Origin of the sequence: Limibacillus sp. (assembly GCA_037379885.1) — a bacterium.
Classification (GTDB): domain Bacteria; phylum Pseudomonadota; class Alphaproteobacteria; order Kiloniellales; family CECT-8803; genus JARRJC01.
Genome location: JARRJC010000019.1, coordinates 15,817 through 34,233, shown reverse-complemented (window position 1 = coordinate 34,233; position 18,417 = coordinate 15,817). Strand labels below are relative to the sequence as shown.

General features: G+C 66.4%; 20 protein-coding genes. 12 read left to right on the top strand and 8 right to left on the bottom strand.

Going from position 1 to position 18,417, the window contains the following annotated elements; all coding sequences use genetic code 11:
* Positions 1-491: 491 nt before the first annotated feature.
* The 4 genes from rho to hemE all read right to left on the bottom strand — a co-directional run bounded on the left by rho (position 492) and on the right by hemE (position 4,721).
* On the bottom strand, positions 492-1,748 hold the full coding sequence (gene rho, locus P8X75_08115) for a transcription termination factor Rho (GenBank protein MEJ1995168.1): 1,257 nt from the start codon (positions 1,746-1,748) through the stop codon (positions 492-494).
* Between the two features lie 250 nt (positions 1,749-1,998).
* The gene (gene hemJ, locus P8X75_08110; GenBank protein ID MEJ1995167.1) at positions 1,999-2,457 is read right to left on the bottom strand and encodes a protoporphyrinogen oxidase HemJ; all 459 of its coding nucleotides are present in this window, start codon (positions 2,455-2,457) and stop codon (positions 1,999-2,001) included.
* Between the two features lie 59 nt (positions 2,458-2,516).
* Complete coding sequence (hemH, locus tag P8X75_08105) at positions 2,517-3,572, bottom strand: ferrochelatase (protein MEJ1995166.1); 1,056 nt, start codon at positions 3,570-3,572, stop codon at positions 2,517-2,519.
* Between the two features lie 105 nt (positions 3,573-3,677).
* Positions 3,678-4,721 (bottom strand): uroporphyrinogen decarboxylase, encoded by a 1,044-nt coding sequence (hemE, locus tag P8X75_08100; GenBank protein ID MEJ1995165.1) that lies wholly within the window; start codon positions 4,719-4,721, stop codon positions 3,678-3,680.
* A gap of 421 nt (positions 4,722-5,142) precedes the next feature.
* Here hemE and P8X75_08095 point away from each other — a divergent pair, with 421 nt between their 5' ends.
* The 5 genes from P8X75_08095 to dnaQ are packed head-to-tail and all read left to right on the top strand — an operon-like array spanning position 5,143 to position 8,758.
* Entirely contained in the window at positions 5,143-5,988 is an 846-nt protein-coding gene (locus P8X75_08095) for a kinase/pyrophosphorylase (GenBank protein MEJ1995164.1), read from the top strand.
* Positions 5,985-6,581: a Maf family nucleotide pyrophosphatase gene (locus P8X75_08090; GenBank protein MEJ1995163.1), complete on the top strand. Its 597-nt coding sequence runs from the start codon at positions 5,985-5,987 to the stop codon at positions 6,579-6,581. The genes P8X75_08095 and P8X75_08090 overlap by 4 nt, the downstream gene beginning before the upstream one ends.
* Positions 6,578-7,417 (top strand): shikimate dehydrogenase, encoded by an 840-nt coding sequence (locus tag P8X75_08085; protein ID MEJ1995162.1) that lies wholly within the window; start codon positions 6,578-6,580, stop codon positions 7,415-7,417. Before P8X75_08090 ends, P8X75_08085 begins: the two co-directional genes overlap by 4 nt.
* Positions 7,418-7,421: 4 nt before the next feature.
* Positions 7,422-8,075 carry a dephospho-CoA kinase gene (gene coaE / locus P8X75_08080; GenBank protein MEJ1995161.1) on the top strand — a complete coding sequence of 218 codons (654 nt, stop codon included), beginning with the start codon at positions 7,422-7,424 and terminating at the stop codon, positions 8,073-8,075.
* 2 nt (positions 8,076-8,077) lie between these two features.
* Positions 8,078-8,758 (top strand): DNA polymerase III subunit epsilon, encoded by a 681-nt coding sequence (dnaQ, locus tag P8X75_08075; GenBank protein MEJ1995160.1) that lies wholly within the window; start codon positions 8,078-8,080, stop codon positions 8,756-8,758.
* On the opposite strand, the gene P8X75_08070 is transcribed toward dnaQ, so the two are convergent.
* From P8X75_08070 to P8X75_08055, 4 genes are all read right to left on the bottom strand, one after another.
* Complete coding sequence (locus P8X75_08070) at positions 8,755-10,515, bottom strand: adenylate/guanylate cyclase domain-containing protein (GenBank protein ID MEJ1995159.1); 1,761 nt, start codon at positions 10,513-10,515, stop codon at positions 8,755-8,757. The two genes, dnaQ and P8X75_08070, sit on opposite strands and share 4 nt — an antisense overlap.
* Before the next feature lie 66 nt (positions 10,516-10,581).
* Positions 10,582-11,118, bottom strand: a complete 537-nt coding sequence (secB, locus tag P8X75_08065) for a protein-export chaperone SecB (protein ID MEJ1995158.1) — start codon at positions 11,116-11,118, stop codon at positions 10,582-10,584.
* A 107-nt stretch (positions 11,119-11,225) separates the two neighbouring features.
* Entirely contained in the window at positions 11,226-11,753 is a 528-nt protein-coding gene (locus P8X75_08060; protein MEJ1995157.1) for a phosphoglycerate mutase family protein, read from the bottom strand.
* A complete protein-coding gene (locus tag P8X75_08055) occupies positions 11,750-12,268 on the bottom strand; it encodes an FxsA family protein (protein ID MEJ1995156.1) in 519 nt (172 codons plus the stop codon). Before P8X75_08055 ends, P8X75_08060 begins: the two co-directional genes overlap by 4 nt.
* Positions 12,269-12,390: 122 nt before the next feature.
* Here P8X75_08055 and P8X75_08050 point away from each other — a divergent pair, with 122 nt between their 5' ends.
* From P8X75_08050 to P8X75_08020, 7 genes are all read left to right on the top strand, one after another.
* Positions 12,391-13,116, top strand: a complete 726-nt coding sequence (locus P8X75_08050) for a Tim44/TimA family putative adaptor protein (protein MEJ1995155.1) — start codon at positions 12,391-12,393, stop codon at positions 13,114-13,116.
* Complete coding sequence (locus P8X75_08045; GenBank protein ID MEJ1995154.1) at positions 13,100-14,392, top strand: MltA domain-containing protein; 1,293 nt, start codon at positions 13,100-13,102, stop codon at positions 14,390-14,392. Before P8X75_08050 ends, P8X75_08045 begins: the two co-directional genes overlap by 17 nt.
* Before the next feature lie 75 nt (positions 14,393-14,467).
* Positions 14,468-15,235, top strand: a complete 768-nt coding sequence (locus P8X75_08040) for a (Fe-S)-binding protein (GenBank protein ID MEJ1995153.1) — start codon at positions 14,468-14,470, stop codon at positions 15,233-15,235.
* A gap of 12 nt (positions 15,236-15,247) precedes the next feature.
* A complete protein-coding gene (locus P8X75_08035; protein ID MEJ1995152.1) occupies positions 15,248-16,681 on the top strand; it encodes a LutB/LldF family L-lactate oxidation iron-sulfur protein in 1,434 nt (477 codons plus the stop codon).
* Positions 16,678-17,376 (top strand): lactate utilization protein, encoded by a 699-nt coding sequence (locus tag P8X75_08030; GenBank protein MEJ1995151.1) that lies wholly within the window; start codon positions 16,678-16,680, stop codon positions 17,374-17,376. Before P8X75_08035 ends, P8X75_08030 begins: the two co-directional genes overlap by 4 nt.
* Before the next feature lie 4 nt (positions 17,377-17,380).
* Entirely contained in the window at positions 17,381-17,950 is a 570-nt protein-coding gene (locus P8X75_08025; protein ID MEJ1995150.1) for a Smr/MutS family protein, read from the top strand.
* A 109-nt stretch (positions 17,951-18,059) separates the two neighbouring features.
* Positions 18,060-18,416, top strand: a complete 357-nt coding sequence (locus P8X75_08020) for a helix-turn-helix transcriptional regulator (GenBank protein MEJ1995149.1) — start codon at positions 18,060-18,062, stop codon at positions 18,414-18,416.
* Position 18,417 lies beyond the last annotated feature (1 nt).

The window sequence follows — 18,417 nt, the reverse complement described above, 5'->3', positions numbered from 1 at the left end:
TCGCCTCAAAGGCGTTCATGTCGATCGAGCCGTCGTGATTCCTATTCTGCATGGTCCTCACCTCTCTTCCTCGTTAAGAAGAAGACCACGTCCATGCGACCGGCGTTTCTCAGCTCCAATGACTATTTCCCAGAGCGGGAAAGCACCCGTCGCCGTGGCCACGCATTCCGGAGAGTTCCTCGACCTACCGGAGAACCTCTCCGGCTTCGAGCGCTTGAGCACATAGTCAAACCGTGAAGTGAAGTCCTACACATGACCTCACCGCGCAGTGGGATAGCGCACACTCTCCATATGTAGAATGTTTGCGGATCGGCGAACGAGTCGATTCGAGATTTGTAGAATAATGTCTTCCGTATATGCGAAGATTCTAATACTCATTCCGTTGCAATTGCGTCTTATCCCCTGACAGCTGAAACCAGACAAAAAAAGCGGAACCCTGGGGCTCCGCCTTTTCGATTTCAGCCGCCGACTGACGGCACTTTCTCTTCGTTCTATTGGTTCATGGAATCGAAGAAGTCGGCGTTGTTCTTGGACTGCTTCAACTTGTCCGTCAGGAACTCCATGGCGTCGGTCACGCCCATGGGCATCAGGATGCGGCGCAGCACCCACATCTTGGAGAGCGTGGCCTTGTCGACCAGCAGCTCTTCCTTACGGGTGCCGGACTTGGCGATGTCGATGGCCGGGAAGGTCCGCTTGTCCGCGAGCTTGCGGTCCAGGACCAACTCGGAGTTACCGGTGCCCTTGAACTCCTCGAAGATCACTTCGTCCATGCGGCTGCCGGTATCGATCAGGGCGGTGCCGATGATGGTCAGGCTGCCGCCCTCCTCGATGTTGCGGGCCGCGCCGAAGAAGCGCTTGGGCCGCTGCAGGGCGTTGGCGTCCACGCCGCCGGTCAGCACCTTGCCCGAAGACGGCACCACGGTGTTGTAGGCGCGCGCCAGACGGGTGATGGAGTCCAGCAGGATCACCACGTCCTTCTTGTGCTCGACCAGGCGCTTGGCCTTCTCGATCACCATCTCGGCGACCTGAACGTGGCGCTGGGCAGGCTCGTCGAAGGTGGAGGAGACGACCTCGCCCTGGACCGAGCGGTCCATGTCCGTGACCTCCTCGGGCCGCTCGTCGATCAGCAGCACCAGCAGGTAGCATTCCGGATGGTTCGCCGCGATGGACTTGGCGAGGTTCTGGAGGATCATGGTCTTACCGGTACGCGGCGGCGCGACGATGAGCGCGCGCTGGCCCTTGCCGATCGGCGCCACCAGGTCGATGACCCGCGGCGTCTGGTCCTTGACGGTCGGATCGTCGATCTCCAGCGTGATCTTCTCGTCCGGATAGAGCGGCGTCAGGTTGTCGAAGTTGATGCGGTGGCGGGTCGAGTCCGGCGTATCGAAGTTGATGGTGTTGACCTTCAACAGCGCGAAGTAGCGCTCCCCGTCCTTGGGCGAGCGAATCTCCCCCTCGACCGTGTCGCCGGTGCGAAGCCCGAAGCGCCGCACCTGACTGGGGGATACGTAGATGTCATCGGGGCCCGGCAGGTAGTTGGCCTCGGGCGAGCGCAGGAAGCCGAAGCCGTCCTGCAGCACCTCCAGCACGCCGGAGCCGTAGATGGCCACCTCGTTGTCGGCGAGCTGCTTCAGGATCGCGAACATCATGTCCTGGCGCCGCAGGTTGCTGGCGTTCTCGATCTCCAGCTCCTCGGCGAAGGCGAGAAGCTCGGTCGGGCTCTTGGCTTTGAGTTCTTGTAGGTTCATGGCGGTTTCTGGCGTCTCGGAAGAAGGTGGGGAAAATTCGGGGATGGTTTCCGGCTTCGGCGCCGAAAGGGGTCCTGTTGGCAAGGGCCTCTTGTCGATCTTAGCGCTCTCGTATGGCTTAGCGCTCTCGTATGGCGGAAAGGCGCTCGCGCCCAGTGGTTTCGTCACGCGGCTTTCGAAAGGATTGACGCAGTAGTTAGCGCAAGGGCGGCCCCTCGTCAACAGGCGAGAACAAAGAAAGGCCAAAGCGTCAAAAAGGTTTCACGATCACCAGGATGACGATCAGCACCATCAGCACCGTGGGCACCTCGTTCATCAGGCGGTAGAAGCGCTCGGGCCGCCGGTTCTCGTCCCGCTCGAAGTCCTTGCGCCACTTGGCCTGCTGCATGTGGGCCACGGTCATGGCGATGACCAACAGAAGCTTGGCGTGGAACCAGCCTTCGCTCCAGGGCTGGAGCGCGGCGATCAGCAGCCCGCCGAAGACCCAGCTGGCGATCATGGAGGGATTCATGATGGCTCTCAGCAGCCGGCGCTCCATCACCTTGAAGGTCTCGGACTGCTCGGAGCCCGGCGCCACCTGGCAGTGATAGACGTAAAGGCGCGGCAGGTAGAACAGCCCCGCCATCCAGGCGATCACGGAGATAACGTGCAGCGCCTTGAACCAGAGATAGCCGTCACTCAAAAAGCCTTGCATCGTCTGTACGCCCAAACAGCCTCTTCCAGAACGCCAAACTGCTCAAAAAACCCAGCCTCCGCAAGCACGGAAACCTAGAGCCAGCCGCCCAGTTCCTTTTCGATGTAGCCGGTCAGGAAATCGAGGTGGCCGGGGCTGTCGTTGAGGCAGGGGATGTAGTGGAAGGCCTCTCCGCCCGCTTCCAGGAAGGACTCGCGCACGCCGATGTTGATCTCCTCCAGCGTCTCCACGCAGTCGGCGGAAAAGCCGGGGGAGACGATGGCGAGGCGCTTCACGCCCTCTCCCGCCAAGCGTTTGACCGTTTCGTCGGTGAAGGGCTGCAGCCACTCCTTGGGCCCGAAGCGCGACTGGAAGGTGGTGATCAGCCGCCGCCCGTCCCAGCCGAGGCGCTCGCGCAGCAGCCGCGTGGTCTTCAGGCAGTGGCAGTGATAGGGATCGCCCTTCTCCAGGTTCTCCTTGGGAAGGCCGTGGTAGGAGGCGATGGTCACCTCCGGCTCCCAATCGAGGCCTGCGAGGCTTTCGGTGATCGAGCCCGCCAGCGCGTTGATGAAGGCCGGATCGTCGTAGTAGGCGGGCGCAACCCTGAGGCTCGGCTGCCAGCGCAGCGTCATCAACCGCCGGAACGCCTGATCGCAGGCCGTCGCCGTGGTGGCAGCGCTGTAGTGGGGATAGAGCGGCAGCAGCAGGATGCGGTCGCAGCCGGCCTTCTGCAGCGCTTCGATCCGGTCGCCCACGGCGGGCTGGCCGTAGCGCATGGCCCAGTCCACCATGACCTGGGGATAGAGCTTGGCGAAGCGCTGGGCCAGACCTTCGGATTGCCCGCGGGTGATGGTCTTCAAGGGGCTTTCGTCCAGCTCCTCGTTCCAGATCTCCTTGTAGGCGGCGCCGCTGCGCTTGGGCCGGGTCGAGAGGATCACCAGCTGCAGGATCGGCTGCCAGAGCCAGGGCGTCAGCTCCACCACCCGCCGGTCCGACAGGAACTCGGACAGATAGCGGCGCATGGCCGGATAGTCCGTGCCCTCCGGCGTGCCGAGGTTCAACAGCAGAACGCCGATCTTCGGGCTGGGAAGATCGGGATGCTCCTTCGCCCAGTCCTGGCGGGAATACTTGCTGGAGGTCTTGCCGGACATGAATCTCGCTCAGCGGTGATGGGGCCCTTGGTCGCCGGGCTTTATAAGGCCCCGCTTAATCTTGCGCTAGGGGCAGGAAAGGCAAGGAAAAAGCCGCGGGGGCGGTCACCCCCGGATCACCTTCAAAAGACGCTCCACGTTCTCCGGCGGGGTTTGCGGCACGACGCCGTGCCCGAGATTGAAGATGAAAGGGCGTTGTTCGAAAGCGCTCAGGATCTCCTCGGCCGCCGCATCCATGGCGGAGCCACCCGCCACCAGATAGAGCGGGTCCAGGTTGCCTTGCAGCGTCACCTGCGGCGAAAGCGCCTCGGCGGCCCAGGCCGGCGGCAGGTTGCTGTCGAGGGAGAGGCCCTCGGCGCCGCTCTCGGCGGCAAAATCCAGATAGAGTAGCCCGGCGCCGCGCGGAAAGAGGATCACCGGGACCTCAGGATGACGCGCCTTCAAGGCGGCGACGATCCGCTTCAAGGGTTCCAGCGACCACTGCCGCAGCGCCCGCACCGGAAGCGCGCCCGCCCAGGAATCGAAGATCTGCAAGACCTCGGCCCCGGCGGCGACCTGCGCGCTCAGATGCTCGACGACAGCCTGCTCAAGCAGGTCGATCAAACGGCCAAAGGCCTCCGGCTCGGCCAGCGCCCAGCGCTTGCAGGTCACGAACTGCTTGGAGGTGCCGCCCTCCAGCATGTAGGTGGCGAGCGTCCAGGGCGCGCCGGAGAAGCCGATCAGCGTGGTCTCAGGCGGTAGTGCCGCTGAAAGACCCCGGACCGTCTCGTACACCGGCGCCAGCCGCTCCACCATGCCTTCCAGCCTGAGCGCGTCCAGGGCATCGGGCCGCTCCAACGGCGCCAGCTTCGGACCCTCGCCCTCCTCGAACCAGACCTCCTGGCCCAAGCCGTGCGGGACCACGAGGATATCGGAGAACAGGATCGAAGCGTCGAAGCCGTAGCGCCGGATCGGCTGCAACGTCACCTCCACCGCCAGCTCGGGCCTATAGCAGAGCTCCAGGAAGCCGCCCGCCTGCTTGCGGGTCTCCCGGTATTCGGGAAGATAGCGGCCAGCCTGGCGCATCAGCCAAACGGGCGGGCGTTCAGTGATCTCGCCGCGCAGGGCGCGCAGCATGAGCTTGTCCTTGCCGGAAGCCGGTGTGTTCATGACGGTTCTGATCGTCCCTCGTCGCGGTAGGTCTTGGCTCCCACCAACAAAGAATCCTTTTTATAAAAAAGAAAGGATGTTGTTGCAGTAGGGCCTGTGTGAATCGGTAATTCCTTTTCCTCCCGCGCTTACGCACAGGGCGGGAGGGGGAGAGAGGAGGACAGGGTCCCTTCTGGGGATAAGCTGGGGATGGTGACCTTTGACGCCTTATCGGGTCTCACGAAACTGAAAAAGAGAGAATCGGTAACAAGCATCGCTTGGCCTGCCACGATGCAGCGATTATCAAGAGGCCGGGAAAGACGCCTCGCACCTGTGTGGCAAGGGGGAGGAGGAGTCCCTCATCTGGGGCTGCTTTTTTGCCCCTGTGCATAACACCCCCGGTTATGCAGGCTATTACCCAGTTGTTCAGGAGGGCTTGTTCTTGGAAGGCGAGAAGACCCAGACCACGGCGCCCCATCTGCATCTGGTGTCCGATGCCACCGGCGAGACGCTCAATTCCGTCGCTCGCGCCTGCCTGGTGCAGTTCGAAGGGGTGGAGCCGCGCGAGCACGTCTGGAGCCTGGTGCGCACGCCCAGCCAGATGGAGCGCGTGGTCGAAGGCATTCGCCAGCACCCGGGCCCGGTGATCATGACCATCATCAACGATTCCTTGCGCGCCCGGCTGGTCGAGGGCTGCCGCGAGCTGGGCGTGCCCTGCATCCCTGTCCTGGACCCGGTGATCCACACACTGGCCGCCTACTTCGGCGTCACGATCCGGGGCCGGCCCGGCCTGCAACACGCCCTGGACGCCGAGTACTTCGAGCGGATCGAGGCAGTGAACTTCGCGCTATCCAACGACGACGGTCAGCAGACCGAACGCCTGCGCGACGCCGACCTGATCGTCCTGGGCGTCTCGCGCACCTCCAAGACGCCGACCTGCATCTATCTCGCCAACCGCGGGATCCGGGCGGCCAACGTCCCGGTCGTCCCCGGCATTCCGCTGCCCGATGCGCTCTTTCAGTTGAAGGACACGCTGATCGTCGGCCTGACCAAGGACCCGCAGCAGCTTGTCCAGGTACGCCGAAGCCGTCTGCGCGTCGACGAGGACACCAGCCGGGAGAGCCACTACATCGACCCCGAGGCGGTGCGCGAAGAGGTCACGAACGCACGGCGTCTCTACACCAAGCACGGCTGGCCCGTCATCGACGTCTCGCGCCGCTCCATCGAGGAGACGGCGGCGGCGATCATGGCGCTCTACGCCGCGCACCGCGAGGCGCAGGGCCGATGAAGGAGGTGATCCTCGCCTCCGCCAGCCAGGTGCGGCGCAGCCTTCTGGAGAACGCGGGCGTGCCCTTCGAGGTGATGGCAGCACCGGTCGATGAAGCCGAAGTCAAGGAGGCCCTGCGCGCCGAACAGGCCTCCGCCGCCGCCGTCGCCGAAACGCTGGCGGAGCTGAAGGCGCTCCATATCTCGCGCCGCAAGCCCGAGGCGCTGGTGATCGGCGCCGATCAGATGCTGGAGTGCGAGGGCCGCTGGTTCGACAAGCCGGCGACCTTGGAGGAGGCCCGCGCGCAGCTCCAGGCGCTCTCCGGCAAGACCCACAGCCTCCTGGCCTCGGTCTGCGTCGTCCAGGGCGGACAGCGGCTCTGGCACCATAACGAGGGCGCGCGGCTCCAGGTGCGCGAGCTCGGCGACGCCTTCCTGGATTCCTATCTGGAGGCGGTCGGCGAGGCGGCCCTGACCTCGGTGGGGGCCTATCAGCTCGAAGGACGGGGCGCACAGCTCTTTGCCCGCGTTCAGGGAGATTACTTCACGATCCTGGGACTGCCGCTGCTCGCGCTGTTAGACTTCCTGCGAAACCAGGGAGTGGTGCCGCGATGATCCTGACGGGAAAAGCCAAGATGGCGGGGGTGATGGGCTGGCCGGTCGGCCATTCCAAGTCGCCGCGCCTGCACGGCTGGTGGCTGGAGCGTTACGGCATCGACGGCGCCTATCTGCCGCTGCCGGTAAAGCCCGACGATCTGGAGGCCTCGCTCCGCGCCCTGCCGAAGCTGGGCTTCGCCGGCTGCAACCTCACCATCCCGCACAAGGAAGCGGCCATGGAGATCTGCGACCGCCTGGACCCGCTGGCCGAGCGGGTCGGGGCGGTCAACACCGTGATCGTGGAGCCGGACGGCAGTCTCCTGGGTTCCAACAGCGACGCCTTCGGCTTCATCGAGAACCTGAAGGCCGGGGCGCCGGACTGGCGCGCGGACAGCGGTCCGGCGGTGATCCTGGGCGCCGGGGGCGCGGCCCGCGCTCTGATCGTCGGACTGCTCGACGCCGGTGCGCCGGAGATCCGCCTGGTCAACCGCTCCTTCCACCGTGCGGAAAGTCTGGCCGAAATCTTCGAGCCGACTGTCGAGGCGCTGGAATGGGAAAGCCGCGACGAAGCCTTGGCGGGAGCTGCCCTTCTGGTCAACGCCACCTCGCTGGGCATGACCGGGCAGCCGGCCCTGGAAATCGCTCTTGATGCCTTGCCAGAGGACGCGCTGGTCACCGACATCGTCTACAGCCCGCTTGAGACGCCGCTTCTGGCCGCGTCCAGGGCGCGGGGCAACCCGGCCGTGGACGGCCTGGGCATGCTCTTGCATCAGGCCCGGCCCGGCTTTGCCGCCTGGTTCGGCCGGGAGCCCGAGGTCACGGCGGAACTGCGCGCCTTCGTCCTCGGGGACTGACGGCATGGTGATCCTGGGTCTCACCGGCTCCATTGGCATGGGAAAATCGACCGTCGCGGGGATGCTCCGGCGGCTCGGCCTGCCGTTGCACGACGCCGACGCCACGGTCCACAGGCTGATGGCCAAGAACGGGCGTGCCGTGCCCGCCATCGAGGCCGCCTTTCCCGGCGTGGTCCAGGACGGCGCGGTCGATCGCAAGAAGCTGGGCACCGCCGTCTTTGGCAAGCCCGAGGCCTTGCGCCGCCTGGAAGCGATCCTGCACCCCTTGGTGCGGGAGGAGACCGAGCGCTTCCTGCGCCGTCACGCCCGCCGCCGCGCGCCGCTGGTGGTACTGGACATCCCGCTGCTTTATGAGACCGGGGCCGAGCGGCGTGTGGACGCCGTTCTGGCGGTGACCGCGCCGCCCCAGATCCAGCGCCAGCGCGTGCTGGCCCGGCCCGGCATGACCGAAGAGCGCTTCCAGCAGATCCTGGCGCAGCAGACGCCCGACGCCGAGAAGCGCCGCCGCGCCGATTTCCTCCTGCAGAACGGCCTCTCCAAGGCCCAGACCTTGAAGCGACTCCGCCGCATCGTCACACTTGCTGAAGGGTTGGAGCCGCGCCATTGGCCGCCGCGCCGCCAGCCGCCCTTTCACAGCAGCAGCAGGCAGGAAAGCTAGGGATGCGCGAACTGGTTCTGGACACCGAAACCACCGGCTTCGAGCCGGCCGAGGGCCACCGCATCGTCGAGATCGCCTGCCTGGAGCTGGTCAACCACGTGCAGACCGGCCGCCACTGGCGGCGCTACATCAATCCCGAGCGGGACATGCCCCAGGGCGCCTTCGAGGTGCACGGGCTCTCCGAGGAGTTCCTGAAGGACCACCCGGTCTTCGCCGAGGTCGCCGACGATTTTCTTGAGTTCATCGGCGAGGACAAGCTGGTGATCCACAACGCCGAGTTCGACATGCGATTCCTGAACGCGGAGCTGGGCTGGATCGACAAGGCCGCGCTGCCCATGACCCGCGCCGTCGACACGCTCGCCATGGCGCGGCAACGCTATCCGGGCGCCCCGGCCAGCCTGGATGCGCTCTGCCGGCGTTTCGGCATCGACAATTCGGAGCGCACCTTTCACGGCGCGCTGCTCGACTGCCAGCTTCTGGCGGAGGTCTATCTGGAACTGCGCGGCGGCCAGCAGCCCGGCCTGCAACTGGCCGGCTCGGGCAAGCAGGGCGGCGGCTCGAACGTGAAAGCGGAGCGGCGCTACCGCGAACCGCGCCCGCACGCCCCCAGCGCCGAGGAACTGGAAGCCCACGCCAAGATGCTGAAGGGCATTTCCGACCCGATCTGGCTGTCGGACGACTAGAGGCTATCCATCAGGCCGTTCTCGCGCAGCGGCGCCATCAGCTTGGCGTTGCGGCTTTCATCCGAATAGGGCCGCCAGTCCTTCATGCGCTCGAACAAGGCGGGATCGCTTGCCTTCAGGCGCAGCAGGTCGCGTTTCGCCTCCTCCAGACGGCCGAGATGCGCCTGGACCAGCGCGTGCCGGAACAAGGCTTCGGGCAATTCGGGCCGGATCGAAAGGGCCTTGGCGCTCCACAGGTCGGCGGCTTCCAGATCGCCGACCGAGAGCTGCGCGCGCGACAGATAGAACATGTAGCGCCAGCGGACCGGGTCGCGGGGATTCAGATGCAGGGCTTCCTCCATCTGCCGGATCCCCTGTTCGCTGCGCCCCACCAGGTCCAGGCGGTTGCCGACGGCCATGGCGGCATAGGCGAAGTTCGGGTTCAGCTCCAGGGCGCGCTGGGCTTCCGCCAGCCCCTGCTCGGTTTCCTCCGCCCAGATGTGAACCGTGCCGAGGCTCATGTGCGCCACCGCGGAGGAGGGATCGAGCGCCACGGCCCGCCGTCCGGCCTGGAACGCCCGCTTCATCGTTTCTTCCGGATCGGCAGCGCTGCGGAAGCTGACCTGCTTGGCGTAGGACCAGCCGAGCAGCGCCCAGGCGTCCACATAGTCGGGATCGGCCTCCACGGCGGCCTCGAACATCGCAATCGCCTCGCCGATCGCCTCACCGGTCTCTTCGTGAAAGAAACTCATGCCGCGCAGATAACAGTCCCAGGCGGTGAGATCGCCGGGCCGTTTGGCGCGCGTCAGCGTCGTCTCCGCCTGTTCCAGCTCCGGCACCAGGGTGGCGGCGATGCGGTGCGTGATCTCGTCCTGAAGATCGAAGATGTCGGCCAGCTCCCGGTCGAACTTCTCGGCCCACACATGGTGGCCGGTCTCCGCGTTGATGAGCTGGGCGGTGACACGGATGCGTTTTCCAGCCTGCCGCACGCTGCCTTCCAGCAGGTAGCGCACGCCCAGGTCCCGCGCCACGTCCTGCGCGCGTACCGAACGCCCCTTGTAGGTGAAGCTGGAGTTGCGGGCGATCACGGGAAAGGAGCGCCAGAGCGACAGCGCCGTGATGATGTCCTCGGTCAGGCCGTCGGAGAAGTACTCCTGCTCCGGGTCGCCGCTCATGTTGTCGAAGGGGAGCACAGCGATGGCCGGGCGGCTGCTCGCGGGCTCCGGCGAGGCAGTGCTTTTGGCGCCCGCCTGGGTCGCCGCGCGCAGGCGGTAGGCGACGACCGGCTGTTCGATGTTCTTCAAGCGGAGTTCGCCGAGCGGCTCGAAACGGCCCTCGATGCGCTTTTGCACCAGGTGATGCACCTCCTCGGAAAGGCAGATGGTCTCCGGCTCGGCCAGGGCTTCCAGGCGGGCGGCGATGTTGACCCCCTCCCCGAAGATGTCGTCGCCGTCGACGATCACCTCGCCCAGGTTGACGCCGATCCGCAGTTGCAGCGCCGAGGCCCGGCTCTCATTGAAGGAGGGCAGCGCTTCCTGGAGCGCCAGCGCGCAGGAGACCGCATCTGTGGCGGAGCCGAACTCCACCAGGAAACCGTCGCCCATGGTCTTCACCAGACGGCCTTGATGCTCTCCTATCTTGGGTTCGATAACCTCGTCGCGCAGGGACCGCACCAGACTGTAAGCGCCTGTCTCGTTCACTTCCGTCAGGCGGCTGTAGCCAACGAGGTCCGCGGCCAAAATGGCCGAGAGTCTGCGTCGGGTGGTCTGCGCTGGCATGGGCGGCCTCTCCCCTGAAACCAGGGTCAGTCTAGACGCTGCCCGCTTATGGGTGAAGCGCCGGGCTCAAGCCTCTCCTTCCGGGGCTGGTGCCTGGTCGCGGGCCGCTTCGGCCTGACGCACCAGCATGCCGCGGAAGTCGATGGGGCTCAAAAGCAGCGGCGGGAAGCCGCCATCCTGGCTCGCCTTGGAGAGGATCGCGCGGGCGAAGGGGAAGAGGTTCTGCGGAACCTCGACCAGCAGGATGTGCTGCTTCATCGCCTCTTCAAGCTCGCCATTGAGCTGGCAAAGCCCGGCGTACTCCAGCTCGATCATGAAGGCCGCTTTGTCCTCGGCCTTGGCGTCGATGGAGACCTTGAGGATCACTTCGTAGTAGTTGTCAGGAAAGCTGCGCGCGTTGACGTCCACGTTGACGGCGATCTTGGGCTGCTGCTTCAGGAGGCCGTAGATCTGCGGCGCGTTGGGGTTCTCGAAGGAGAAATCGCGCACGTACTGACTGGAGATGACGAAGCGCGCGCCGGTCTTCTTGGGGTCCGCATCCTGTCCGGTGGCGGCGGCGCCTGCCGGGGCGTTCTGATCCGCGCCGTTGCTGTCTTCGGCCATCCTGATCTCTCTTTTTTCTCTGACGTTCACTTAAAAGACGCCCGCGCCGCTGGGCGTCGGGGCGAAATCGCGGTTTCTGCTAGCACGAGCCCCCCTGGCTTGCAAGATCACGCCAGGGTGGGATCGAACCTCAGATGGGTGCAGTTGGCGACGCCCTCGCCGGTCAGGCCCCGGATGAATCCCCAGTGCGAGACCACCAGCCAATCGGTCCAGTCGCCGCTGTCCGCCATCGATCGGCGGAAGCGCCCGCAGCGCTCGAGAAGCTCTTCCTCGGTCTCCTCCGGCTCCGGCCACCAGCGCTCCGGCAGATCGCCGAAGTCGATCTTCGGAAAGCGCGCCTGGAGGTCGGATCGCGGCGAGCCGATATCGCAGGTGAAAAAGGCCCGCTCCCGGATCAGGCTATCGACCGTGACCGGCAGATCGAGCCGCTCCGCCAGGATGCTGGCCGTCTGTAGCGTGCGCGTGTAGGGACTGACGCGGATCCGCTTGACCGGCAGGTGCCGCAGGACCTCCGCCGCCGCTTCGGCCTGGAGCAGCCCCTCGTCGGTCAGTTCGGGATCCACGATGCCGGGATCCTGTCGGGTCTTGGCGAAGTGGACGTTGAAGTGGGATTGGGCGTGGCGCAGCAGGATCACGGCAGCCGCCCCGGACCCGGGCCATCTTGACCGCTGGAGCCCTTGTCGTCTCCGGACGGCCCACGGCCTTCGTCGAGCTCTTCATACTCGCCTTCGATCACCACGCCCTCGCGCGTCCGGTAGCTGCGGGTATGTCCCTGGCCCCGCGCTTCGGCGCGCTGGCGCGCGACCTTGGCCACGCCGCCCATCAGGAAGCCGCGCACCGGCGGCAGCAACAGCAGCACGCCCAGGGTGTCGGTGAAGAATCCGGGGATCAGAATGAAGAACCCGGCCAGCAGCAGGCAGAAGGCGTCGAAGAGCTCGCGCTCGGGCGGTTCGCCGGCATCCACCTGCCTGCGCAGGCGATTAAAGACGCCCACCCCTTGCGCGCGCACCACCGTTACCCCCACGATGGTGCCCAGAACCACGGCGGCCAGCGTTGCGGTCACGCCGATGGCCTCGCCGACCTGGATGAAGATCGCGATCTCCAGCAGGGGAAGGCCGATGATGATGAGAAGGAGGATTAGAAGCGGCATCCTTGCCCTTTCCGGCTTCACTTCTTATTTGTTGGGGAGCCGCGAAAGCCAAGCCGCGCTCCGGAGAAGGCTATTAAAGTCTTGGCAGGAACTTGGGAGCAAGGGAGCCCCAGCGCAACCCCATGGGTGATTTCGACTTAACGTCAATACTGATCCTGGCCGTCGTCGCGGCGGTTATCTTCTTTCGTCTGCGCTCCGTTCTCGGAACGCGAACGGGTTTCGAAGACAAGCCGAGCCGCGACCCCTTCAAGGAGAATCAGGATAAGGCGCGCGAAGGCGAACCTGAGTCCAAGGGCGATGATTCCGTGATCGCCATGCCGGACCGCAACAAGACGGCCAGGGCGGACAAGGGCCCGGCCGACGCCGCCATGAGCGAGGGCGACAGCGGCGGGCCGATCGACCACGCGCTCACCCAGATCGCGCTGGCCGACAGTTCCTTCGACAAGGAAGAGTTCCTGGTCGGCGCGCGCACCGCCTTCGAGATGGTCATCACGGCCTTCGCCAAGGGCGATCAGAAGACGCTGCGCCCGCTTCTGGCCCGCGACGTCTTCGAGGACTTCTCCGGCGCGATCAAGGAGCGCGAGGCCAACAAGGAAACGCTGGAGACCACCTTCGTCGGCATCCGCTCAGCCGAGATCACCGATGCCGAGATGCGCGACCGCACGGCTTCGGTGACGGTCACCTTCGTATCCGAGCAGATCAACGTGCTAAAAGACGCCGAGGGCCGTATTCTCGACGGCGATCCCAACGCGGTGAGCACCATCACGGATGTCTGGACCTTTGCGCGCAACACCAAATCCCGCGATCCCAACTGGACCCTCGTCGCCACCGATGGCGACCAAGACTGAGCGCGACCGCAAACCCTTTCGCCGTCTGATCCTTTGCGCCTTCCTGGCGCTTTTCACGCTGTCGGCCTGCGGCGAGGAAGCGGAGGAGACGGCGGAAGAGGAAGGCCAGGCAAGCCCGGAACAGGAAACCGAAACCCCGACCGGCCAGGGCTTCGTGATCGAAGGGCCGGGCGGCGAGGTTTCGCTCTCGCCGGTCGGTTTCGAAGCGCTGCCCGGTTGGAAAGACGACGAGATGGGCGCCGCGCTCTCCGCTTTCGCCCGCTCCTGCGAGAAGTTCCGCTCCCTGCCCCCTGAGAGGCCGCAGAAGCCCGAGGCGCTGGGCCTGACCGTCGCGGATTGGCTTAGCGTCTGCGAATGGCTGCCGCCGCCAGGCGATCCCGCCAGCGCCCGGGCCTTCTTCGAAACCCACTTCCAGCCCTTCGCCGTCGAAAGCGGCGGGGAGCCCTGGGGCATCATCACCGGGTACTACGAAGCCACCCTGAACGGCAGCCTGGAGAAGGGGCCGGGCTATCCGGTGCCGCTCTATAACGTTCCGGACGATCTCATCAGCCTGGACCTCAGCGACTTCGGCGAGGACCTGCCGGACCGCACGCTGGTCGGGCGGGTCGAGGCCCAGCGCTTCCTGCCCTATCACCCGCGCGCGGCGATCAACGACGGCGCATTGGAGGGGCGGGGGCTGGAGGTTCTCTGGCTGGCCGACCCGGTGGACGCCTTCTTTCTATCGGTGCAGGGCTCGGGCGTGGTCACGCTGCCGGACGGCGGCGAACAGAGGGTCGGCTATGCCGGCAACAACGGGCATGAATTCTACGCCATCGGCCGGGCCCTCCTGGAAAGCGGCGAGGTGCCGCGCGACCAGATGTCGATGCAGGCGATCCGGGACTGGCTGCGCGCCAACCCGGAGCGGGCCCGCGAGCTGATGGAGCGCAATGCGCGCTACATCTTCTTCCGCCTGCTGGAGGGCGAAGGCCCGATCGGCGCGCAGGGCGTGGCGCTGACGCCCGAACGGTCGCTGGCCGTCGACCGCGCCTACCTGCCGCTGGGCGCACCTCTTTATCTTCAGACCGAGAGCGCCCAGGAAGACCTGGTCTTCCAGCGCCTGATGATCGCGCAGGACACGGGCGCCGCCATCACCGGCGGGGTGCGCGGCGACTTCTTTTTCGGCAAGGGCGAACCGGCGCTGGCCCGCGCGGGCCGCATGAAGGAGAAGGGCCGCTACTGGCTGCTCCTGCCCGAGGCCGCGGCGGCCCGCCTGACCGCGGGACCGGCTGGAAGCTGATGAGCCGGGGCCGGTCTTGCTTTTGAAAAGTGGTCATACCATTCTCGGAGTGACCGCGAAGGAGAAGGGCGACCCATGAGCCAAGACCAGCCCCGCGTCGGGCTTTTCGTCACCTGTCTGATCGACATGCTGCGCCCCAGCGTCGCCTTTGCTTCGGTGAAGCTGCTGGAAGACGCGGGCTGCCGGGTCGAGGTGCCGCGCAGCCAGACCTGCTGCGGGCAACCGGCCTACAACTCGGGCGACCGCAAGGACACCGAGGCGCTGGCCCGCCAGACCATCGAGGCTTTCGAGGGCTACGATTACGTGGTCGCTCCCAGCGGCTCCTGCGGCGCGATGATCAAGGACCACTACCCCACTCTCTTCGCCGGGGACCCGGAATGGCGCGCCCGGGCCGAAGCGCTCGCTGGGCGGACCTTCGAGCTGATCTCCTTTCTGGTCGACCAGCGCGGCATGACCTCGGTGGAGGCGAAGCTGGCGGCCAAGGTCACCTATCACGATTCCTGCTCCGGCCTGCGCGAACTGGGCGTGAAGGCGCAGCCGCGCCGTCTGCTGGCGTCGGTCGAGGGCCTGGAGCTGACCGAGATGAACGAGCCGGAGGTCTGCTGCGGTTTCGGCGGCACCTTCTGCGTCAAGTACCCCGACATCTCGAACGAGATCGTCGGCAAGAAGGCCGGGGATATCGAGGCGAGCGGGGCCGAACTGCTCCTGGCCGGGGATCTCGGCTGTCTCATGAACATGGCGGGCAAGCTGAAGCGCTCCGGCTCCAAGGTCGAGGCGCGCCACGTCGCCGAGGTGCTGGCCGGCATGACCGACACGCCCGCGATCGGCGAAGAGCGGAAGTAGAGGGGGCGAGGCATGGAATCGCAAAGCCACGACTTCAAGAACCGCTCCTCCGGCGCGATCAAGGACGAACAGCTGCAGCGCGCCCTGGGCAATGTCCGCAAGGGCTTCATCAAGAAGCGCGCGGACGTGGCCGCCAAGCTGCCCGAGTTCGAGGCGCTGCGCGACGCCGCGCGCGACATCAAGAACCACACGCTGGAACACCTCGACCTCTATCTCGAGCGCTACGAGGCGAAGGTGACCGAGTCCGGGGGGAAGGTGCACTGGTGCGCCAGCGCCGCAGACGCCCGCGCGGCGATCAGCAGCATCTGCGCCGCCGCCGGGGCCAAGACGGTCACCAAGGGCAAGTCCATGATCTCCGAAGAGATCGCGCTCAACGACCATCTGGAGAAGGACGGCCTGACGGTCGTGGAAACCGATCTGGGCGAGTACATCATCCAGCTTCGAAAGGAGCCGCCCAGCCACATCATCGCGCCCGCCGTGCACCTGAGCCGCGATCAGGTCGAGGCCGACTTCCGCCGGGTGCACCGGGAACTGCCGGAAGACCGCAACCTGACGGAGCCCGAGAGCCTGGTGGCCGAGGCGCGCTCGATCCTGCGGCAGAAGTATCTGGACGCCAACGTCGGCATCACCGGCGCCAACTTCCTGATCGCGGAGACCGGCAGCTCCATCATCGTCACCAACGAGGGCAACGGCGACCTCACCCAGTCGCTGCCCAAGGTCCACATCGTGATCGCCTCTCTCGAAAAGGTCGTCCCGACGCTGGAGGACGCGACCGCGATCCTGCGCGTCCTGGCGCGCTCGGCGACAGGGCAGGAGTTCACCAGCTACACCACCTTCTCCACCGGGCCCAAGCGCGCCGAGGACCTGGACGGGCCGGAGGAGTACCACGTCATCCTGCTGGACAACGGCCGCTCGAAAATGCTCGGCACGGAGTTTCAGGAGATGCTGCGCTGCATCCGCTGCGGGGCCTGCATGAACCACTGCCCGGTCTACCATTCCGTCGGCGGGCATTCCTACGGCTGGGTCTATCCCGGACCCATGGGCGCGGTCCTGACCCCCAGCCTGATCGGCGTGGAGGAGAGCGGCCACCTGCCCAACGCCTCGACCTTCTGCGGGCGCTGCGAGTCGGTCTGCCCCATGCGCATTCCGCTGCCCAAGATGATGCGCCACTGGCGCGAGCGCGAGTTCGAGAAGCACCTTTCGCCCGCGACCGTCCGGCAGGGCCTCTCCTTCTGGCGCTTCTTCGCGACCCGCCCGGCGCTCTATCAGTTCGCGACCGGCATGGCGGCGCGCGTCCTGAGGGCGATGGCGGGCTCCAAGGGCCGTCTTTCGCGCCTGCCGCTGGCCGGGGGCTGGACCAAGTACCGCGACTTCCCCGCGCCGGAGGGCAAGACCTTCCAGCAGCTCTGGGCCGAAGAGCAGAAGAAGCGGAGGAAAGCGGCATGAGCGGCGCGCGCGATCAGATCCTGGGCGCCCTCCGCCGCTCCCTGAAGGTGTCGGACGAGGACGGCGCGCGGCGGCAGGCCGTGGAGGCGCGCCTCGCCAAGCCTGAGCGCGTCATCGTGCCGGAGCGCAGCCAGGGCGCGCCCGCCGATCTGACCGCCCTCTTCAAGTCCATGGCCGAACAGGTGCAGACCACCATCGACGAGGTCGCCAGCCTGGACGAGGTTCCCGGGGCGGTCGCCGGGTACCTGAAGGCGCGCAACCTGCCACCCCAGGTCAAGATCACCCCGGCGGCGGACCTGAAGGGCCTGGACTGGGCCGACCAGAAGCTTCTGGAAACCGCTTTCGGGCGCGCCCAGGGCGACGATCCCGTCTCCGTGACGCGCGCGCTGGCGGGCGTGGCAGAGACCGGCACGCTGGCGGTGATCTCGGGAGAGGAGGGCGCCACCACGCTCAACTTCCTGCCGGAGACCAACATCGTGGTGCTGCGCCGTGACGAGATCGTCGGGCCCTATGAGGAGGTCTGGGACCGCCTGCGCCAGCGCTTTGGCAAGGATGTCATGCCGCGCACGCTGAACTTCATCACCGGGCCGTCGCGCACCGGCGATATCGAGCAGACCATCCTGCTGGGCGCGCACGGGCCCAAGCGCCTCCACGTGATCCTGGTCGGCGAAGACGCGCCCGCCGGCAGCGCGTGAGACCATGTCCAAGAAGCCGAGGCTTTCCAAGGAGGACCAGCAGCTCTGGTCCCGCGTCGCGGAGAGCGTCCAGCCGCTGAAGCGCCGGCGCACGGTCAAGGAGGAAGAGGCCGCCGCCGAGACGCCCGGCCCCAAGGCCGCCAAGTCCAAGACCCCGAAGACCCGCCCCATCGCGCCGCCTCCCCTCACCCCCCTGACCCCGCCCCGCAGCGAGCCCAGGCCGCTCGACCCCAGCCGTCTGGTCGATATCGACCGCCGCAACGCCGAGCGCCTGCGCCGCGGCCAGCTTCCGATCGAGGCGGTGCTGGACCTTCACGGCCACCGCCAGCACGAGGCGGAGGAGGCGCTGAGCCGTTTCCTCGCCAGCGCGCAGGCCGCCGACAAGCGCTGCATCCTCGTGATTACCGGCAAGGGCCAGATCGGCGAGTCGCGCGGCGTGCTGCGCCGCAGTCTGGGCCAGTGGCTGAACGAGGGACCCAACCGCGCCCGCGTCCTGGCCTTCGCCCAGGCCCAGCCCAAGCACGGCGGCGCCGGGGCCTTCTATGTGCTCTTGAAGCGGCGCCGGCCCCAGTAACGCAGCCCAGTGACGGGCGTGCTTCTGCGCCGTCTTGAGCCTGGCGCATAGGCCCTAGACGGAAAGCTCACTGGCAAAACCCCCGCGCCCGCCACTAGACTGCCGCCCCATGACACCCTTTGGCGAAAAGCTGCGCGGCTTGCGGGCCGAGCGCGGCGAGACACTTCAGCAGATGGCGGCGGCGCTGGGCGTCTCGGCCGCCTATCTCTCCGCCTTGGAGCACGGCAAGCGCGGGCGGCCCAACCGACGGCTGGTGCACAACATCTGCCAGCACCTGGGAATCATCTGGGACGACGCGGAGGAGCTTCAGCGCCTGGCCGATGTCTCCCACCCGCGCGTGGTGGTGGACACCGCCGGACTGTCGAGCACCGCGACCCTTCTGGCCAACCGCCTTTCCGAGCGCATCGGCGACCTCTCCGAAGAGCGCCTGGCTGAGCTTCTGCAACAGATCGAGCAGGAGCCCTGAT

Excerpts from the sequence above, each read along its gene's own strand:
- P8X75_08090 (MEJ1995163.1), top strand. The coding sequence starts at position 5,985 with ATGAAGGAGGTGATCCTCGCCTCCGCCAGCCAGGTGCGGCGCAGCCTT.
- P8X75_08020 (MEJ1995149.1), top strand. The coding sequence starts at position 18,060 with ATGACACCCTTTGGCGAAAAGCTGCGCGGCTTGCGGGCCGAGCGCGGC.
- secB (MEJ1995158.1), bottom strand. The coding sequence starts at position 11,118 with ATGGCCGAAGACAGCAACGGCGCGGATCAGAACGCCCCGGCAGGCGCC.
- coaE (MEJ1995161.1), top strand. The coding sequence starts at position 7,422 with ATGGTGATCCTGGGTCTCACCGGCTCCATTGGCATGGGAAAATCGACC.
- P8X75_08085 (MEJ1995162.1), top strand. The coding sequence starts at position 6,578 with ATGATCCTGACGGGAAAAGCCAAGATGGCGGGGGTGATGGGCTGGCCG.
- dnaQ (MEJ1995160.1), top strand. The coding sequence starts at position 8,078 with ATGCGCGAACTGGTTCTGGACACCGAAACCACCGGCTTCGAGCCGGCC.
- P8X75_08055 (MEJ1995156.1), bottom strand. The coding sequence starts at position 12,268 with ATGCCGCTTCTAATCCTCCTTCTCATCATCATCGGCCTTCCCCTGCTG.
- P8X75_08025 (MEJ1995150.1), top strand. The coding sequence starts at position 17,381 with ATGTCCAAGAAGCCGAGGCTTTCCAAGGAGGACCAGCAGCTCTGGTCC.
- P8X75_08045 (MEJ1995154.1), top strand. The coding sequence starts at position 13,100 with ATGGCGACCAAGACTGAGCGCGACCGCAAACCCTTTCGCCGTCTGATC.
- hemE (MEJ1995165.1), bottom strand. The coding sequence starts at position 4,721 with ATGAACACACCGGCTTCCGGCAAGGACAAGCTCATGCTGCGCGCCCTG.
- P8X75_08070 (MEJ1995159.1), bottom strand. The coding sequence starts at position 10,515 with ATGCCAGCGCAGACCACCCGACGCAGACTCTCGGCCATTTTGGCCGCG.
- P8X75_08030 (MEJ1995151.1), top strand. The coding sequence starts at position 16,678 with ATGAGCGGCGCGCGCGATCAGATCCTGGGCGCCCTCCGCCGCTCCCTG.
- P8X75_08035 (MEJ1995152.1), top strand. The coding sequence starts at position 15,248 with ATGGAATCGCAAAGCCACGACTTCAAGAACCGCTCCTCCGGCGCGATC.
- rho (MEJ1995168.1), bottom strand. The coding sequence starts at position 1,748 with ATGAACCTACAAGAACTCAAAGCCAAGAGCCCGACCGAGCTTCTCGCC.
- P8X75_08040 (MEJ1995153.1), top strand. The coding sequence starts at position 14,468 with ATGAGCCAAGACCAGCCCCGCGTCGGGCTTTTCGTCACCTGTCTGATC.
- hemH (MEJ1995166.1), bottom strand. The coding sequence starts at position 3,572 with ATGTCCGGCAAGACCTCCAGCAAGTATTCCCGCCAGGACTGGGCGAAG.
- P8X75_08050 (MEJ1995155.1), top strand. The coding sequence starts at position 12,391 with ATGGGTGATTTCGACTTAACGTCAATACTGATCCTGGCCGTCGTCGCG.